This is a genomic window from Streptomyces sp. NPDC102406, assembly GCF_044765725.1.
GTDB lineage: Bacteria > Actinomycetota > Actinomycetes > Streptomycetales > Streptomycetaceae > Streptomyces.
On the sequence record NZ_JBIWKP010000003.1, the window covers coordinates 121,877 to 136,046 of the forward strand.

Annotated in this window: 15 protein-coding genes; 11 read left to right on the forward strand and 4 right to left on the reverse strand. The window is 70.5% G+C overall.

The window, feature by feature from the left end; genetic code table 11:
* The first annotated feature begins 163 nt into the window (after positions 1–163).
* Positions 164–1,396 (forward strand): hypothetical protein, encoded by a 1,233-nt coding sequence (locus ACIRF8_RS14135; protein WP_404214459.1) that lies wholly within the window; start codon positions 164–166, stop codon positions 1,394–1,396.
* Positions 1,397–1,404: 8 nt separating this feature from the next.
* Here the strand turns inward: ACIRF8_RS14135 and ACIRF8_RS14140 are convergent, their stop codons facing one another.
* Complete coding sequence (locus ACIRF8_RS14140; RefSeq protein ID WP_404214461.1) at positions 1,405–2,733, reverse strand: D-arabinono-1,4-lactone oxidase; 1,329 nt, start codon at positions 2,731–2,733, stop codon at positions 1,405–1,407.
* Positions 2,684–3,937, reverse strand: coding sequence for an MFS transporter (locus ACIRF8_RS14145; protein WP_404214463.1), 1,254 nt, complete (start codon positions 3,935–3,937; stop codon positions 2,684–2,686). The genes ACIRF8_RS14140 and ACIRF8_RS14145 overlap by 50 nt, the downstream gene beginning before the upstream one ends.
* Before the next feature lie 165 nt (positions 3,938–4,102).
* On the opposite strand from ACIRF8_RS14145, the gene ACIRF8_RS14150 reads away from it, so the two are divergent.
* Both ACIRF8_RS14150 and ACIRF8_RS14155 read left to right on the forward strand, forming a co-directional pair.
* A complete protein-coding gene (locus ACIRF8_RS14150; RefSeq protein ID WP_404214465.1) occupies positions 4,103–5,242 on the forward strand; it encodes a ferrochelatase in 1,140 nt (379 codons plus the stop codon).
* A gap of 10 nt (positions 5,243–5,252) precedes the next feature.
* Positions 5,253–6,077, forward strand: coding sequence for an inositol monophosphatase family protein (locus ACIRF8_RS14155; RefSeq protein ID WP_404214467.1), 825 nt, complete (start codon positions 5,253–5,255; stop codon positions 6,075–6,077).
* Between the two features lie 97 nt (positions 6,078–6,174).
* Here the strand turns inward: ACIRF8_RS14155 and ACIRF8_RS14160 are convergent, their stop codons facing one another.
* Complete coding sequence (locus ACIRF8_RS14160; protein WP_404214469.1) at positions 6,175–6,348, reverse strand: hypothetical protein; 174 nt, start codon at positions 6,346–6,348, stop codon at positions 6,175–6,177.
* Positions 6,349–6,673: 325 nt separating this feature from the next.
* On the opposite strand from ACIRF8_RS14160, the gene ACIRF8_RS14165 reads away from it, so the two are divergent.
* From ACIRF8_RS14165 to ACIRF8_RS14180, 4 genes are all read left to right on the forward strand, one after another.
* Entirely contained in the window at positions 6,674–7,327 is a 654-nt protein-coding gene (locus ACIRF8_RS14165; RefSeq protein WP_404215890.1) for a response regulator transcription factor, read from the forward strand.
* Positions 7,328–7,334: 7 nt separating this feature from the next.
* Positions 7,335–8,570 (forward strand): sensor histidine kinase, encoded by a 1,236-nt coding sequence (locus tag ACIRF8_RS14170; RefSeq protein WP_404214471.1) that lies wholly within the window; start codon positions 7,335–7,337, stop codon positions 8,568–8,570.
* Between the two features lie 427 nt (positions 8,571–8,997).
* A complete protein-coding gene (locus ACIRF8_RS14175; protein ID WP_018535993.1) occupies positions 8,998–9,294 on the forward strand; it encodes a DUF4193 domain-containing protein in 297 nt (98 codons plus the stop codon).
* A gap of 13 nt (positions 9,295–9,307) precedes the next feature.
* Entirely contained in the window at positions 9,308–10,306 is a 999-nt protein-coding gene (locus tag ACIRF8_RS14180) for a hypothetical protein (RefSeq protein ID WP_404214473.1), read from the forward strand.
* A 1-nt stretch (position 10,307) separates the two neighbouring features.
* Here the strand turns inward: ACIRF8_RS14180 and ACIRF8_RS14185 are convergent, their stop codons facing one another.
* A complete protein-coding gene (locus ACIRF8_RS14185; RefSeq protein WP_404214474.1) occupies positions 10,308–10,754 on the reverse strand; it encodes a DUF3093 domain-containing protein in 447 nt (148 codons plus the stop codon).
* A 58-nt stretch (positions 10,755–10,812) separates the two neighbouring features.
* Between ACIRF8_RS14185 and ACIRF8_RS14190 the strand changes: the two genes are divergently transcribed.
* The 4 genes from ACIRF8_RS14190 to ACIRF8_RS14205 all read left to right on the forward strand — a co-directional run bounded on the left by ACIRF8_RS14190 (position 10,813) and on the right by ACIRF8_RS14205 (position 14,100).
* The gene (locus tag ACIRF8_RS14190) at positions 10,813–11,397 is read left to right on the forward strand and encodes a PaaI family thioesterase (RefSeq protein ID WP_404214476.1); all 585 of its coding nucleotides are present in this window, start codon (positions 10,813–10,815) and stop codon (positions 11,395–11,397) included.
* Positions 11,394–11,912 (forward strand): dUTP diphosphatase, encoded by a 519-nt coding sequence (gene dut / locus ACIRF8_RS14195; RefSeq protein WP_404214477.1) that lies wholly within the window; start codon positions 11,394–11,396, stop codon positions 11,910–11,912. The genes ACIRF8_RS14190 and dut overlap by 4 nt, the downstream gene beginning before the upstream one ends.
* A 1-nt stretch (position 11,913) precedes the next feature.
* Complete coding sequence (locus tag ACIRF8_RS14200; protein WP_404214479.1) at positions 11,914–12,687, forward strand: DUF3710 domain-containing protein; 774 nt, start codon at positions 11,914–11,916, stop codon at positions 12,685–12,687.
* Between the two features lie 192 nt (positions 12,688–12,879).
* Complete coding sequence (locus tag ACIRF8_RS14205) at positions 12,880–14,100, forward strand: alginate lyase family protein (protein WP_404214481.1); 1,221 nt, start codon at positions 12,880–12,882, stop codon at positions 14,098–14,100.
* The last annotated feature ends 70 nt before the right edge of the window (positions 14,101–14,170 follow it).

Sequence of the window (14,170 nt, forward strand, 5' to 3'; positions counted from 1 at the left end):
CGGATATGCGTGTCGTGCTTCACGGAATCTCCAGAAGCGGAACTACTCGCTACGCTCCTACGTCCCTTTCTCGTACGGCACAGGAAGTTCGCGTAGCCTCGGGAACTTCGCTGTGAATAGGCGGATATGTCGAGAAAGCGAGAAAGGTAGGTAAGGGCAGAAGATGGGCGTGAAGCCGGACAACTCCCACGACGAGCACCCGCGCGACGAGCGGCCTCAGGGCGAGCGGAGCGAGCCCGAGGGAAAGAAGAAGCGGGTGGATCTGAGCGTGCCTCAGGTGGCGGGCAGTGCGGTCGCCGCCGTCGTGGCCGCGAAACTCGCCTCCAGCTTCGGCGTCTACGGGACGATCCTGGGCGCGGGCGTGGTCAGCGCGCTCGCCACCTGCGGCGGCACCGTCTTCCAGCACTTCTTCAGCCGCACCGGCGAGCAGATACGTGACGTCGCGGTGCAGACGAAGCCCAAGGGGCGGCGCGTACCGGTCACCTCGCAGGGGCGCCCCGTACCGCGCACCTTCCGCTCGGACGCCTCCATGGACGCCACCGAGGCCATGGCCACCGGCGCCCTGCCGCCCGCCGCGCGTCCCGCCACCGCCGCCCTGCCGACGACCACGACGTGGGGCACCTCACCGGCGGCGGACGCCGAGGAGACGACCGTGCTGCCGCAGAGCGCGGCCGACGACGACAGGACCCAGTGGCTCGACACCGGCGCGGTCGCCGACCTCCTCCCCGACACCTCCGCGGAGACCAGGGTGCTGGGCACGGCCGATCCGGAGCGGACGCAGCTCCTCAAGGGCGGCGCGATCGACGAGCCCACGCGCGCGCTGCGCCCCGCGACGGAGCTGCCGCACCAGATTGGGTACGGCGAGGAGTTCACCGTGGGGACCGTGCACAGGTCCCGCGTCAGGAGCTGGAAGCGGCCGCTGATCGCCGCCGCGGTCGTCTTCGGCGTCACCATGGGCGGCATCACGACCTACGAGATCGTGGCCGGCCACAGCTTCAGCGGCGACAGCGGCAGCACCACGTTCAGGGACGCCTTCAGCGGCCACCGGTCCTCCGGCGACAGCGAACCCACCCCGAGCACCTCGCAGCCCTCTGACGGCGGCAGCACGGACCCGGACGACGGCTCGCGGCGCAACGGCGACGACTCGTCCACGGGCGGCGCCACGACGCCCAGCCCCACGCCCAGCGACAGCCGCGGCTCGCAGACCGGATCCGGCACCGACTCCGACCCGGGCACGGACAGCGGCTCGGACAACGGCTCGGACAGCGGTTCCGATTCCGGCGGCGGCAAGGTGACCCCGACCCCGACGCCCACGCCGACCCCGTCGCAGAGCACGGGCTCGGACCCGGACACCGGGCCCGGCACCGACTCCGGCCGGCAGAGCCCGGCCCAGTAGGGCGCGGCTCAGTCGCCGAGGACCCGCCGCAGATAGGCGTTGCCGAAGAGGCGGTCCGGATCCAGGCGGTCGCGCAGCTCCGTGAACTCGCCGAAGCGCGGGTAGGCCTGACGGAGGTACTCCGCGTCGCGCGTGTGCATCTTGCCCCAGTGCGGGCGGCCCTCATGAGCGGTGAAGATCCGCTCTGCGGCCGTGAAGTACCGCTGGTACGGGGTGCCCTTGTACATGTGGACCGCGATGTAGGCGCTGTCGCGGCCCGACGCCGTGGACAGCGCGATGTCGTCGGCGGGGGCGGTGCGGACCTCTACGGGGAAGCTGACGCGCAACCGCGAGCGGTCCACCATGGACTTCAGTTCGCGCAATGTCTCCACCAGGGCCGCGCGCGGAACGGCGTACTCCATCTCCACGAAGCGAACCCGGCGCGGAGAGGTGAACACCTTGTAGGGGATGTCGGTGTAGGTCCGCGCGGACAGTGCCCTGCTGGAGATCCTGGCGATCGTCGGGATCGTGGCGGGCACTGCGCGGCCGAGCGAATTGACCGCCTGGAAGAGGCCGTTGGAGAGGACCTCGTCCTCAAGGAGGCCACGGATCCGCGACACCGGCGCCTCAGGACCGGCGCTGCGGTTGTTGCGCTTGGTGTTGCAGTTGCCGGTGTGCGGGAACCAGTAGAACTCGAAGTGCTCGTTCTCGGCGTGCAGCGCGTCGAAGTCGGCCGTGACCCTGTCGAAGCTCATGGGCTCCTCCCGCGCGGTGAGCAGGAAGATCGGCTCCACCGCGAAGGTGAGGGCGGTGATGACGCCGAGGGCGCCCAGACCGATCCGGGCGGCCGCGAAGACCTCCGGGTTCTCCTTCTCGGAGCAGGTGAGGAGTTCGCCGCTCGCCGTCACCAGTTCGAGGCCCTTGATCTGCGCGGCGATGGACGCGGAGTCGCGGCCCGTGCCGTGGGTGCCGGTGCTGGTGGCCCCGGAGACGGTCTGCTCCATGATGTCGCCCATGTTCGTGAGCGACAGTCCTTCGCGGGCCAGGGCGATGTTGAGGCGCTTGAGCGGGGTGCCGGCCTCGACCGTGACCGTCCCGTTGACCCGGTCGATGTCGCGGATGCCGGTCAACAGGTGAGGGCGTATCAACACGCCGTCGGTGGCCGCGGTCGCCGTGAAGGAGTGCCCCGTGCCGACGGCCTTCACCTTCAGGCCGTCCCGCGCCGCCCCGCGCACGGCGGCGGTCAGCTCGTCCACGGAGGCGGGTGTCACCTCCCGCGCGGGACGCGCGGTGACGTTGCCCGCCCAGTTACGCCACGCTGCGCCGCTCCTCGAGCTGCCCGTCTGCGCCGTGCTCATCGGTAGTCCCTCCCCGCCGCGGAACCGGCTGCTGCAGCCGGCGGTAGCCGAGGAACCCGACCACGACCGCGACGGCGCCGGAGACTCCCGGCACCCCGTACCCGGCCTTCGCGCCGGCGGCGTCGATCACCCAGCCGGCCGCGGAGGAGCCGAGCGCGACACCGACCGCGAGTCCGGTGCTCACCCAGGTCATGCCCTCGGTCAGTTTCGCGCGTGGTACGTGCTGCTCGACGAGGGCCATCGTCGTGATCATCGTCGGTGCGATGGACAGGCCCGCAACGAAGAGCGCCACGGCCAGAAACGCCAGGTTCCCGACCAGTTGGAGGGGGATCATACTCACGGCCATCGCGACGACCCCCACCAGCCACCTGCGCGCGGGTGCCCCCTTGAAGTGCAGCAGGCCGAAGACGGCGCCCGCCACACAGGAACCGGCCGCGTACACCGCGAGCACCACACTGGCCAGGGACTTGTGCCCCTGGTCCTCCGCGAAGGCCACCGTCACCACGTCGACCGCCCCGAAGATCGCGCCCGTCGCCACGAACGTGACCACCAGAACCTGCAACCCACGCGCGCGGAGCGCCGATCCGCCGCCGTCCTGCTCCCGGGGGTGCGGCACCGGCTCGGTGGCACGCTGCGCGGTCAGCCAGAAGACACCGGCCGCGAGGAAACACCCCGCGAGGAGGGGCCCGGCCTCGGGGAACCAGGCCGTGGACAGGCCGATCGAGATGATCGGTCCGAAAATGAAGCAGACCTCGTCGATCACGGACTCGAAGGAGTACGCCGTGTGCAACTGTCGCGGGGTGTCCTGGTACAGCACCGCCCACCGCGCGCGGATCATCGAACCGACGCTGGGCACGCAGCCGATGAACGCGGCGCACACGAAGAGCGTCCAGTCCGCGGCCTCGTACTTCGCGCACAGCAGCATCGCGGCGACCGCGACGAGCGAGACCAGGGTGGCCGGGCGCAGCACGCGACGCTGACCGTACCGGTCGACCATGCGCGAGATCTGCGGCCCGATCGCCGCGGCGGACAGAGCCACCGTCGCCGTGAGGGCGCCCGCGAGCCCGTAACGCCCCGTGAGCTGCGAGATCATCGTGACGATCCCGATGCCCATCATCGACAGGGGCATCCGGCCCAGGAACCCGGCCAGCGAGAAGCTCTTGGTGCCGGGCAGGGCGAATATGGCGCGGTACGGGCTGGGCAACGGAACTCCGGCTGAGAAGGCGGGAAGAGCGAGAGGAACGGGGCGGGCGGGGCGGCAGGGCGTAAGGGGTAAGGCGTAACTGTGGTTGATACAGCTTACGCGTGTCACGGTCCGGGCGGCATGGCGGTTTTCCGCCTGTCAGTGGGGGGTGGCAGGATCGAAGACATGCCAGACGCGCACGCTGCCAGCCTCGATGCCCGCCCCTACGACGCCTTGCTGCTGCTCTCGTTCGGCGGCCCGGAGGGCCCCGACGACGTCGTCCCGTTCCTGGAGAACGTGACGCGGGGCCGCGGCATCCCCAAGGAGCGGCTCAAGGAAGTGGGGCAGCACTACTTCCTGTTCGGCGGGGTCAGCCCCATCAACGACCAGAACCGGGCCCTGCTCGACGCCCTGCGCAAGGACTTCGCCGAGCACGGCCTGGACCTGCCGGTCTACTGGGGCAACAGGAACTGGGCGCCGTATCTGACCGACACCCTGCGCGAGATGGTCGCCGACGGCCACCGCCGCATCCTGACCCTCACCACCAGCGCGTACGCCTCGTACTCGGGTTGCCGCCAGTACCGCGAGAACCTCGCGGAGTCGCTGGCCGCCCTGGAGGCCGAGGGCCTGGAGCTGCCGAAGATCGACAAGTTGCGGCACTACTTCAACCACCCCGGCTTCGTGAGGCCCATGGTCGAGGGCGTCCTGAAGTCCCTCGCCGACCTCCCCGACGAGGTGCGGGACGGCGCCCACATCGCGTTCAGCACGCACTCCATCCCGACCACGGCGGCCGATACCTCAGGCCCGGTGGAGAGCCACGGCGACGGCGGCGCGTACGTGCGGCAGCACCTCGACGTGGCCCGGCAGATCGCCGACGCCGTGCGCGAGGAGACCGGCGTCGACCACCCCTGGCAGCTCGTCTACCAGTCGCGCTCCGGCGCCCCGCACATCCCGTGGCTGGAGCCCGACATCTGCGACCATCTGGAGGAGCGGCACGGCGCCGGAGTGCCGGCCGTCGTCATGGCCCCCATCGGGTTCGTCTCGGACCACATGGAGGTCCTGTACGACCTCGACACCGAGGCCACGGCCAAGGCCGCGGAGCTCGGCCTCCCGGTGCGCCGCTCGGCGACCGTCGGCGCCGACCCGCGCTTCGCCGCCGCCGTCCGGGACCTGGTCCTGGAGCGCGCCGCGACGGAGAGCGGCAGGAACGTCACGCCTTGCGCCCTGGGCGCGCTCGGCGCCAGTCACGACCTCTGCCCGGTGGGCTGCTGCCCGGCCCGTGCCCCCAAGCCCGCCGCCGCGGGCGCCGACAGCCCGTACGCGTGAGGATGCCGACGTGACCGACCCCAGCGCCCCCGAGAACCACCGGACCCTCAAGGCCGAGCTGCTCGACGTCGCCCTGGAGGCGGCGGCCCGTGCCGGCGCCTTCCTGCGCGACGGCCGCCCCGCCGACCTCGGCGTCGCCGCCACCAAGACCAGCGCCGTCGACGTGGTCACCGAGATGGACATCGCCTCCGAGAAGCTCATCACGGACTTCCTGGCCGAGCGCCGCCCCGACGACGGCGTGCTCGGTGAGGAGGGCGCCTCCAGCGAGGGCTCCAGCGGCGTCGAGTGGGTGATCGACCCGATCGACGGAACCGTCAACTACCTGTACGGGCGCCCCGATTGGTCCGTCTCCATCGCTGCCCGCAAGGACGGCGAGACGGTCGTCGGCGTCGTCGCGGCGCCGATGCGCGGCGAGACCTACCGCGCCGTCCTGGGAGAAGGCGCGTACGTGAACGACCGGCGCGCCCACGCGCGCGTGGCACCCCCCTTCGCGCAGGCCCTGGTCGGCACCGGCTTCGGCTACCTGGAAGCGCGCCGGGCCCGTCAGGCCGATGTCGTACGGGAACTGGTGCCCCGGGTGCGTGACATCCGGCGTGGCGGCTCGGCCGCGATCGACCTGTGCGACGTGGCCCTCGGCCGCCTGGACGCGTACTACGAGCGCGGCCTCAACCCCTGGGACTACGCCGCCGGTGACCTCATCGCGCGCGAGGCGGGCGCCCTGACCGGCGGTCGCCCCGGCCGGCCGGTGTCACCCGAGCTGACGATCGCCGCGCCGCCCGGCCTGTTCGAGTCGCTGCGGGACCGGCTCGAAGAGCTCGGCGCCTGGCACGACTGACCGGCCTCCACCGCGCCCGCGCACAGCGAAGGGCCCCGGCGCCCGCCTGGATCGAACCAGGCGCCGGGGCCCTTCCCTGTGCTGTGGAACGTGTCGGTCAGACGCTCGCGGCGTGAATCTCCACGCCGTGCTCGGCGGCGAGACGGTGCAGGTCGTCGAGCTCGCCCTGCTCGACCTCGGCAAGGAAGTCGTCGCCGGTCTCGCGGGCCAGCGTCAGGTCGGACTCGGCCGCCTTTATGCGCTGGAGCAGTCCTGCGGTGAATGCGTCCATGGTTGCGCCCCCTCGTCCTGGGTCGTGGGTCGGTGGCACGGGGGTGTGCCCTGTGGAAGGGGCGATCACGTCTCGACTCGCCGTACGGCGAACGGCTCGTGGCACGCCACATACAAAGCGTGATCGCGGGTGTAAACCCGTCCTCCCCCTGCTCCCCTCCACGGAAACCTCAACCCCCCGAGAAAAACCGGCATTCCCCCTTCGTCCCGCCGCCTTACAGCCGGTTTATGGCCGAAAGGGGCAGGATGGAGGCTCACACCCCATGAACGGACCTGCCCGCGTGCGCTCGAACCTGCCCGTGGGTGGCCAGAGGAAGGACAGCGACGTGCGCGTACTCGTCGTCGAGGACGAGCAATTGCTCGCCGATGCGGTGGCCACCGGACTGCGCCGGGAGGCCATGGCCGTCGACGTCGTGTACGACGGTGCGGCAGCCCTGGAGCGCATCGGCGTCAACGACTACGACGTGGTCGTCCTCGACCGCGACCTCCCGCTCGTGCACGGCGACGACGTCGCCCGCAAGGTCGTCGAGCTGGGCATGCCCACCCGCATCCTGATGCTGACCGCCTCCGGCGACGTCAGCGACCGCGTGGAGGGCCTGGAGCTGGGCGCCGACGACTACCTCCCCAAGCCCTTCGCGTTCAGCGAGCTGACGGCCCGTGTCCGCGCCCTCGGACGCCGTACGAGCGTGCCGCTGCCGCCCGTCCTGGAGCGCGCCGGCATCAAGCTCGACCCGAACCGGCGGGAGGTGTTCCGCGACGGCAAGGAGATCCAGCTCGCGCCCAAGGAGTTCGCCGTCCTGGAAGTACTGCTGCGCAGCGAGGGCGCCGTCGTCTCCGCCGAACAGCTCCTGGAGAAGGCCTGGGACGAGAACACGGACCCGTTCACCAACGTCGTGCGCGTGACCGTCATGACCCTGCGCCGCAAGCTCGGCGAACCGGCCGTCATCGTCACGGTGCCCGGCTCCGGTTACCGGATCTGATCCCTCCATGGCCGCCGCACCAGCGCCCCCCGCCGCGCCACCGAAACCGACCTGGAAGCCGGGCGCGAAGGTCGAGCCCCCCTTCCCCTGGCTCCGCCCCACCATCCGCATACGGCTCACGCTGCTGTACGGCGGCATGTTCCTCATCGCGGGCATCCTGCTGCTCTCGATCATCTACATGCTCGCGGCGCAGGCGCTCAACGTGGGCAGCGACCTGCCGTTCAAGATCATCAACCGGCAGCTCGTCAGCAACGTCTGCACGTTCCCGGCCAGTCCCACCGACGCCCAGTTGAACGACGCCCTGAACGACTGCGTCAACCAGCAGCGCCAGCACGCCCTGGACGTCCTGCTCAGCCGCTCCCTGATGGCGCTCCTCGGCCTCGCGATCATCGCGTTCGCCTTCGGCTACGCGATGGCGGGGCGCGTCCTGTCCCCGCTCGGCCGCATCACGCGCACCGCGCGCCGCGTGGCCGGTTCGGACCTGTCGCGCCGTATCGAGCTCGACGGTCCCGACGACGAGCTCAAGGAGCTGTCGGACACCTTCGACGAGATGCTGGACCGCCTGGAGCGGGCGTTCACGGCGCAGCAGCGCTTCGTCGGCAACGCGTCGCACGAGCTGCGCACCCCGCTCGCCATCAACCGCACGCTCCTCGAGGTCCACCTCTCGGACCCGGCCGCCCCGGTGGAGCTGCAACAACTGGGCAAGACGCTGCTCGCCACCAACGAGCGCAGCGAGCAGCTCGTGGAGGGCCTGCTGCTGCTCGCCCGGAGCGACAACCAGATCGTGGAGCGCAAGCCGGTGGACCTCGCGGAGGTCGCCGCCCAGGCGCTCGATCAGGCCAGGTCCGAGGCGGACGAGAAGGGCGTGGAGATCCGCGGCGAGCGCAAGGAGGCCGTCGTCCAGGGCAATGGCGTCCTGCTGGAGCGCATCGCGCTGAACCTCGTGCAGAACGCGATCCGGTACAACGTCCCGGAGGGCGGCTGGGTCGAGGTCGACACCGAGGCACAGCACGGCCAGGCCGTCCTGCTGGTCGCCAACACGGGCCCGGTGGTCCCCGCGTACGAGATCGACAACCTCTTCGAGCCGTTCCGGCGGCTGCGCACCGAACGCACCGGCAGCGACAAGGGCGTGGGCCTCGGCCTGTCCATCGCCCGGTCGGTGGCGCGCGCCCACGGTGGCCGGATCACCGCCGTGCCCCGTGAGGGGGGTGGGCTGGTGATGCGGGTCACCCTGCCGATCTAGACCCGTTCAAGGTGCGATACGCGGAGGGATCTGACATGCTTCCGCCGACGCGCTGGAGGAGTTCGCTTTTAGCGGAATTTTCGGGACCTGCGCCCGGGAAGTCCGTGTGTGATCGATCACAAGGGCGAAATTCCGGTCATCTACTCTCCGTGATCGTAAAAGCCGCCTGAAAGCCGGAAAATCCGAGTTTTCGGGCACCTTGATCACGGGAAGTACACGGGGTGGCGCCCGTGCGGTGCGAATTCGGACCGTGTACGGTCCCGTTCGCCACCCAAGCTGATCGCTCCGGAGGGGTCCGGTTGGGTGTCGATTGAGTAACAGACCTTGATGTGAGGCAAAATCTCCGCCTCAGGTCGGGCACAAGTCCGGCCTCTCATGCGTTACGTGCGCTGAGACACCGCATACACCCAGAGGGGGAGAGCGCGACATGGCAACGGATTACGACACCCCACGTAAGACCGATGACGACCTCAACGAGGACAGCATCGAAGAGCTGAAGTCCCGGAGGAACGACAAGTCGGCGTCCAACGTCGACGTGGACGAGTTCGAAGCGGCCGAGGGCCTGGAGCTCCCGGGCGCCGACCTCTCGAACGAGGAGCTGGCCGTCCGTGTCCTGCCCAAGCAGCAGGACGAGTTCACCTGCATGAGCTGCTTCCTGGTGCACCACCGCAGCCAGCTCGCGCGGGAGAAGAACGGCCAGCCGATCTGCCGCGACTGCGACTGAGGCCGGGTCGGGCATGAGTAGCTCGACCCCGCCCTGGAAGCGCCGTGTCCGAGTATGGCGACAGGACACGGCTCAAGGCCCGTCAGAGGCCGTGCGTGACGACGACGGGCGGGGCTCTTCCACCAGTGAAGACGCCTCGCTCGAAGCGGCGCACGAGCGCGAAGTGACGGGCGGTCCGATGGCGGACGGTGTCGTGGAACCACACGACGCCGACGCGGTCGAGGCGGGCATCGAGGCCCGCCGCACCAGGCGCCGCGTGACCGTCATGAAGGACGGCGTCCGCAAGAGCGGCAGCGTCGCGAGAGCAGGAATGATCAAGGGCGGAGGCGCCGCGAGAGCCGCCATCGGCTACCTCGCCGACCGCATCATCGAGAACGCGCCGCGGGTGCCCGTGCGGGACCTCGCGACCCTGCGCAGACAGTTTCCCGGCCTCGGGCCCGAACAGCTCGCGGACAAGCTGGTCGCCGGCGCGGCGGCCGCCACGTCCACGGTGGGCGCCGGAGTCGGCGCGGCGGCGATGCTGCCCGTGCCGCCGGCGATGCCGACCGAGCTGGCCGCGGAGATCACGGGCGTCGCGGCGATCGAGCTCAAGCTGATCGCCGAGCTGCACGAGGTCTACGGGGTCAGGCCCGCGGGCAACCTCAAGGACCGCAGCAGCGCCTATCTGACCTCCTGGTCGCAGGAGCGCGGGATCAGCGTCGCGAAGCCGTCGACCATAGACGCTGCGCTCGGCGGCCAGATGAAGCGCGAGCTGCGCCAGCAGATCATGAAGCGGATGGTGCGCAACCTTCCGACGCTCATGCCGTTCCTGGTCGGCGCGGCGGTCGGCGCCGCCATGAACCGCAGGGACACCAGGAAGCTGGCCGAGCGGGTACGCAAGGACCTGCGGCGCTTCCACGTGCCGTGGGACGCGCTGCCCGAGCTGCCACCCCTGGCCACGCCCAAGGACGCCCTGGAACTCGAAGGCGCCGACGACACCAGGACCGACGGCACCGAGCGCACCGACGGCTGAGTCAGGCCCCCAGCGCCTTCGCCAGAGCCTCCGGCTCGCGCGTCGACAGGTAGACGTACGGCGTCGGGTCCGTCGGGTCGGTGATCTCCGCGCGGACCGCCGTGGGCACGTAGCTGCGCAGGAGCATGAAGGCGCGCGGGTCGGCCTTGTACGTGCGCCAGGCGCGCGCCTCCTCCGCGTCCAGGATCTCGACGGCGCCCAGGGCCGACAGCGGGATCTTCGCGTCGCCCGCGACCAGTGAACCGGCCACGACGCGGATCCTGATGGCGCCGTACTGGCTGGTGATCACGGAGCCCACGAGCAGCCCGCCGACGAATCCGCCGAGCAGCGGGAGCGTGCCGAAGGGCAGCAGGGTGAGGCCGCAGGCGACCCCGACCAGAAAGGTGACGAGCCACCACGAACGGGGTGCGGTGAGACGTTCTTCGTAAGGCTGCGTCGAGAGCTCCATGGAGCCAAGCTTGGCACGATGCGTGCGGCCGCAGGACGCGCGGGTAAGGTCTGCGCCTGTGAGTGGTACTTCAGCAGCTCTGACGCCCCCCGCCGACGCCATAGCACCGGTGCGGCACCCCGACGCTCCCGCCCCCGGAGAGCTTCTCGGCGCGCACTACGGACACTGTTTCGGCTGCGGCGGCGAGCAGCCGCACGGACTGCACCTGGAGGCGCGGGCCGGTGACGGCGTGAGCGTCACCGCCGAGTTCACCGTGCGCTCCGCGCACCAGGGCGCGCCCGGGCTCGCGCACGGCGGCATCCTGGCCACCGCGCTCGACGAGACGCTCGGTTCGCTGAACTGGCTGCTGCGCGTCATCGCCGTGACCGGCCGCCTCGAGACGGACTTCGTGCGTCCCGTCCCCGTGGACACCGTGCTGCACCTGTCCGCCGAGGTCACCGCCGTCGCCGGACGCAAGATCTACTCGACCGCCACCGGCCGGATCGGTGGGCCCGACGGGCCCGTCGCCGTCCGCGCCGACGCCCTCTTCGTCGAGGTCAAGGTCGACCACTTCATCGACAACGGCCGTCCGCAGGAGATCCAGGCGGCCATGAGCGACCCGGACCAGCTCCGGCGTGCCCGTGCCTTCGAGGTGAACCCGTGACCCAGCCGTTGGACGTGCTCATCCGGCGCGTCGACCCCGCTGTACCGCTGCCCGCGTACGAGCACCCGGGCGACGCGGGCGCCGATCTGCGGACCACCGAGGCGTGCGACCTCGCCCCCGGCGAGCGCGTCGTCCTGCCCACCGGGGTGTCTGTCGCGCTGCCCGAGGGGTACGCGGCCTTCGTGCACCCGCGATCCGGTCTCGCCGCGCGCTGCGGTGTCGCTCTGGTGAATGCCCCAGGGACGGTGGATGCCGGGTACCGTGGGGAGATCAAGGTGATCGTGGTGAATCTCGACCCGCGCGAGAGCGTGCGGTTCGAGCGTTTCGACCGGATTGCCCAACTGGTCGTCCAGCAGGTCGAGAGGGTGCGCTTCCACGAGGTGGCCCAGCTTCCCGACTCCGCGCGGGCCGAGGGGGGCTTCGGGTCCACGGGTGGCCATGCCTCCGTGGGCGCGGACGGTCAAAAGGGTGGGAATCGATACGCTTCGGTCGTATCCGACCGGGAAGGACAGTGACGTGTTCGGACGTCGCAAGAAGAACAGCTCCGCTGAAGACGCAGTGGACGCGGCGGGCGAGGCCGAGCAGGTCGACGGTGTCGACAGTGCCGACACGGACGCCGAGGGGAAGCCGGAGCGCGTCCGGCTCGAACCCGAGCCGCGCCCTGACGGGCCCTGGGACTCCTCCGAGGTCCGCGAGCCGGGCGAGGGCCGCGTCGACCTGGGTGGTCTCTTCGTCCCCGGTGTGGAGGGCATGGAGCTGCGGGTCGAGGTCGCGGGTGACGCGATCGTCGCGGCCACCGTCGTCCTCCAGGACAGCGCGGTCCAGCTCCAGGCTTTCGCCGCCCCCAAGAAGGAGGGCATCTGGGGCGAGGTCCGCGAGGAGATCGCCACGGGCATCACCCAGCAGGGTGGCGTGATCGACGAGGTCGAGGGTCCGCTCGGCTGGGAGCTGCGGGCGCAGGTACCGGTGCAGTTGCCGGACGGCACGGGCGGTTTCCAGGTGGTGCGGTTCATCGGTGTGGACGGCCCGCGCTGGTTCCTGCGCGGTGTGATCTCGGGCCAGGGCGCGGTGCAGCCGCAGGCCGCCGGGCTCCTCGAACAGATCTTCCGGGACACGGTCGTGGTCCGCGGCGACGGTCCGATGGCTCCGCGCGACCCGATCGTCCTGAAGCTCCCGGACGACGCGCAGATGGTCGCCGAGGGTCCCGGCCAGGACTCCGCGGAGGGCTCGCGCTTCTCCGGCGGCATGGGGCAGTTGGCCCGCGGTCCGGAGATCACCGAGGTCCGCTGACCCGTACGGTTCGTCCACGAGGCCGGGGCCGCGCATCCGCGAGGGTGCGCGGCCCCGGCCTTTGTCGTGCACCGACGATCGCCCCCAACTGCCTTTCTTCCCTCACTACTTGACGGAAGCCTGGTCCGTACCTAGGGTCACCGGCCAGCGCTGTGGTTCACATCGGCGCTTAACGTTCACATACGAGAACGGATGGCCCCCACCATGCAGGCTCGTCAGAGAAGAACGCGTCCCGCCCTGCTTGCCACCCTCGCCACCGCCGTCACGGCGCTCATCGCCGGCGTCGTCGCCTGGCCCGGCGCGGGCAGCGCCGAAGCCGCGCCCGCCACGTTCGCCCACCCCGGAGTCACCGTCTCCAAGGGCCAGCTCGACTTCGCCAAGGCCAAGGTCGACGCCGGTGCGCAGCCCTGGAAAAGCGCCTTCGACCAGATGATCGCGAGCAGGTACGCCGATCTGAACCGCACGCCCAAGCCCCGCGCCACCGTCGAGTGCGGCTCGTACTCCAACCCCAACTACGGCTGCACGGACGAGCGCGAGGACGCGATAGCCGCCTACACCGACGCCCTCGCCTGGTACCTCACGCGCGACGAGCGGTACGCCAAGAAGTCGATCGCGCTCATGGACGCCTGGTCGGGCACGATCAAGGAGCACACCAACAGCAACGGCCCCCTCCAGACCGGCTGGGCCGGCTCCACCTGGCCCAGGGCCGCCGAGATCATCAAGTACACCTACACCGGCGGCTGGGCCAACGAGGGCCGCTTCCGGACCATGCTGCGCGACGTCTACCTGCCCAAGGTCATCAACGGCTCCAACTCCAACGGCAACTGGGAGCTGTCGATGATGGAGGCCGCCGTCGGCATCTCCGTCTTCCTGGAGGACAAGGCGTCGTACGACAAGGCGATGGCGAAGTTCAGGACACGTACCGCCGCCTACGTCTATCTGGCCTCGGACGGCGCCCTGCCCAAGACCGTGCCGAGCCAGAACCTGGACACCACGGCCAAGATCGTCAACTACTGGCAGGGCCAGTCGACCTTCGTGACGGGCCTGACGCAGGAGACCTGCCGCGACTTCACGCACACCGGTTACGGCATCTCCGCGATCTCCCACATCGCCGAGACCAGCCGCATCCAGGGCCAGGACCTGTACGGCACCGACGTCGGCGAGCGGCTGCGCCAGGCGCTGGGCTTCCAGGCCAGGTACGAACTCGGTGAGGCGCCGCCGAGCTGGCTGTGCGGCGGCAGCGTCGATCGCGGGCTCGGCCCGGTCACCGAGGTCGGCTACAACGCCCTGCACACCCGCCTCGGCACCGCCATGACCAACACCCAGAAGCTGACCGAGCAGCAGCGACCGGCCGGCTCCAACAACCTGTTCGTCGCCTGGGAGACCCTGACCCACGCCGAGAACCCGAGCTGACCCCCGGGCTCCGGCCATTGCCCGGCCGGGCGTCACGTGTCCATACTGACGCCCGGCCGGGAACATACGT

Excerpts from the sequence above, each read along its gene's own strand:
- ACIRF8_RS14205 (WP_404214481.1), top strand. The coding sequence starts at position 12,880 with ATGGCCCCCACCATGCAGGCTCGTCAGAGAAGAACGCGTCCCGCCCTG.
- ACIRF8_RS14180 (WP_404214473.1), top strand. The coding sequence starts at position 9,308 with ATGAGTAGCTCGACCCCGCCCTGGAAGCGCCGTGTCCGAGTATGGCGA.
- ACIRF8_RS14175 (WP_018535993.1), top strand. The coding sequence starts at position 8,998 with ATGGCAACGGATTACGACACCCCACGTAAGACCGATGACGACCTCAAC.
- ACIRF8_RS14170 (WP_404214471.1), top strand. The coding sequence starts at position 7,335 with ATGGCCGCCGCACCAGCGCCCCCCGCCGCGCCACCGAAACCGACCTGG.
- ACIRF8_RS14140 (WP_404214461.1), bottom strand. The coding sequence starts at position 2,733 with ATGAGCACGGCGCAGACGGGCAGCTCGAGGAGCGGCGCAGCGTGGCGT.
- ACIRF8_RS14150 (WP_404214465.1), top strand. The coding sequence starts at position 4,103 with ATGCCAGACGCGCACGCTGCCAGCCTCGATGCCCGCCCCTACGACGCC.
- ACIRF8_RS14160 (WP_404214469.1), bottom strand. The coding sequence starts at position 6,348 with ATGGACGCATTCACCGCAGGACTGCTCCAGCGCATAAAGGCGGCCGAG.
- ACIRF8_RS14185 (WP_404214474.1), bottom strand. The coding sequence starts at position 10,754 with ATGGAGCTCTCGACGCAGCCTTACGAAGAACGTCTCACCGCACCCCGT.
- ACIRF8_RS14135 (WP_404214459.1), top strand. The coding sequence starts at position 164 with ATGGGCGTGAAGCCGGACAACTCCCACGACGAGCACCCGCGCGACGAG.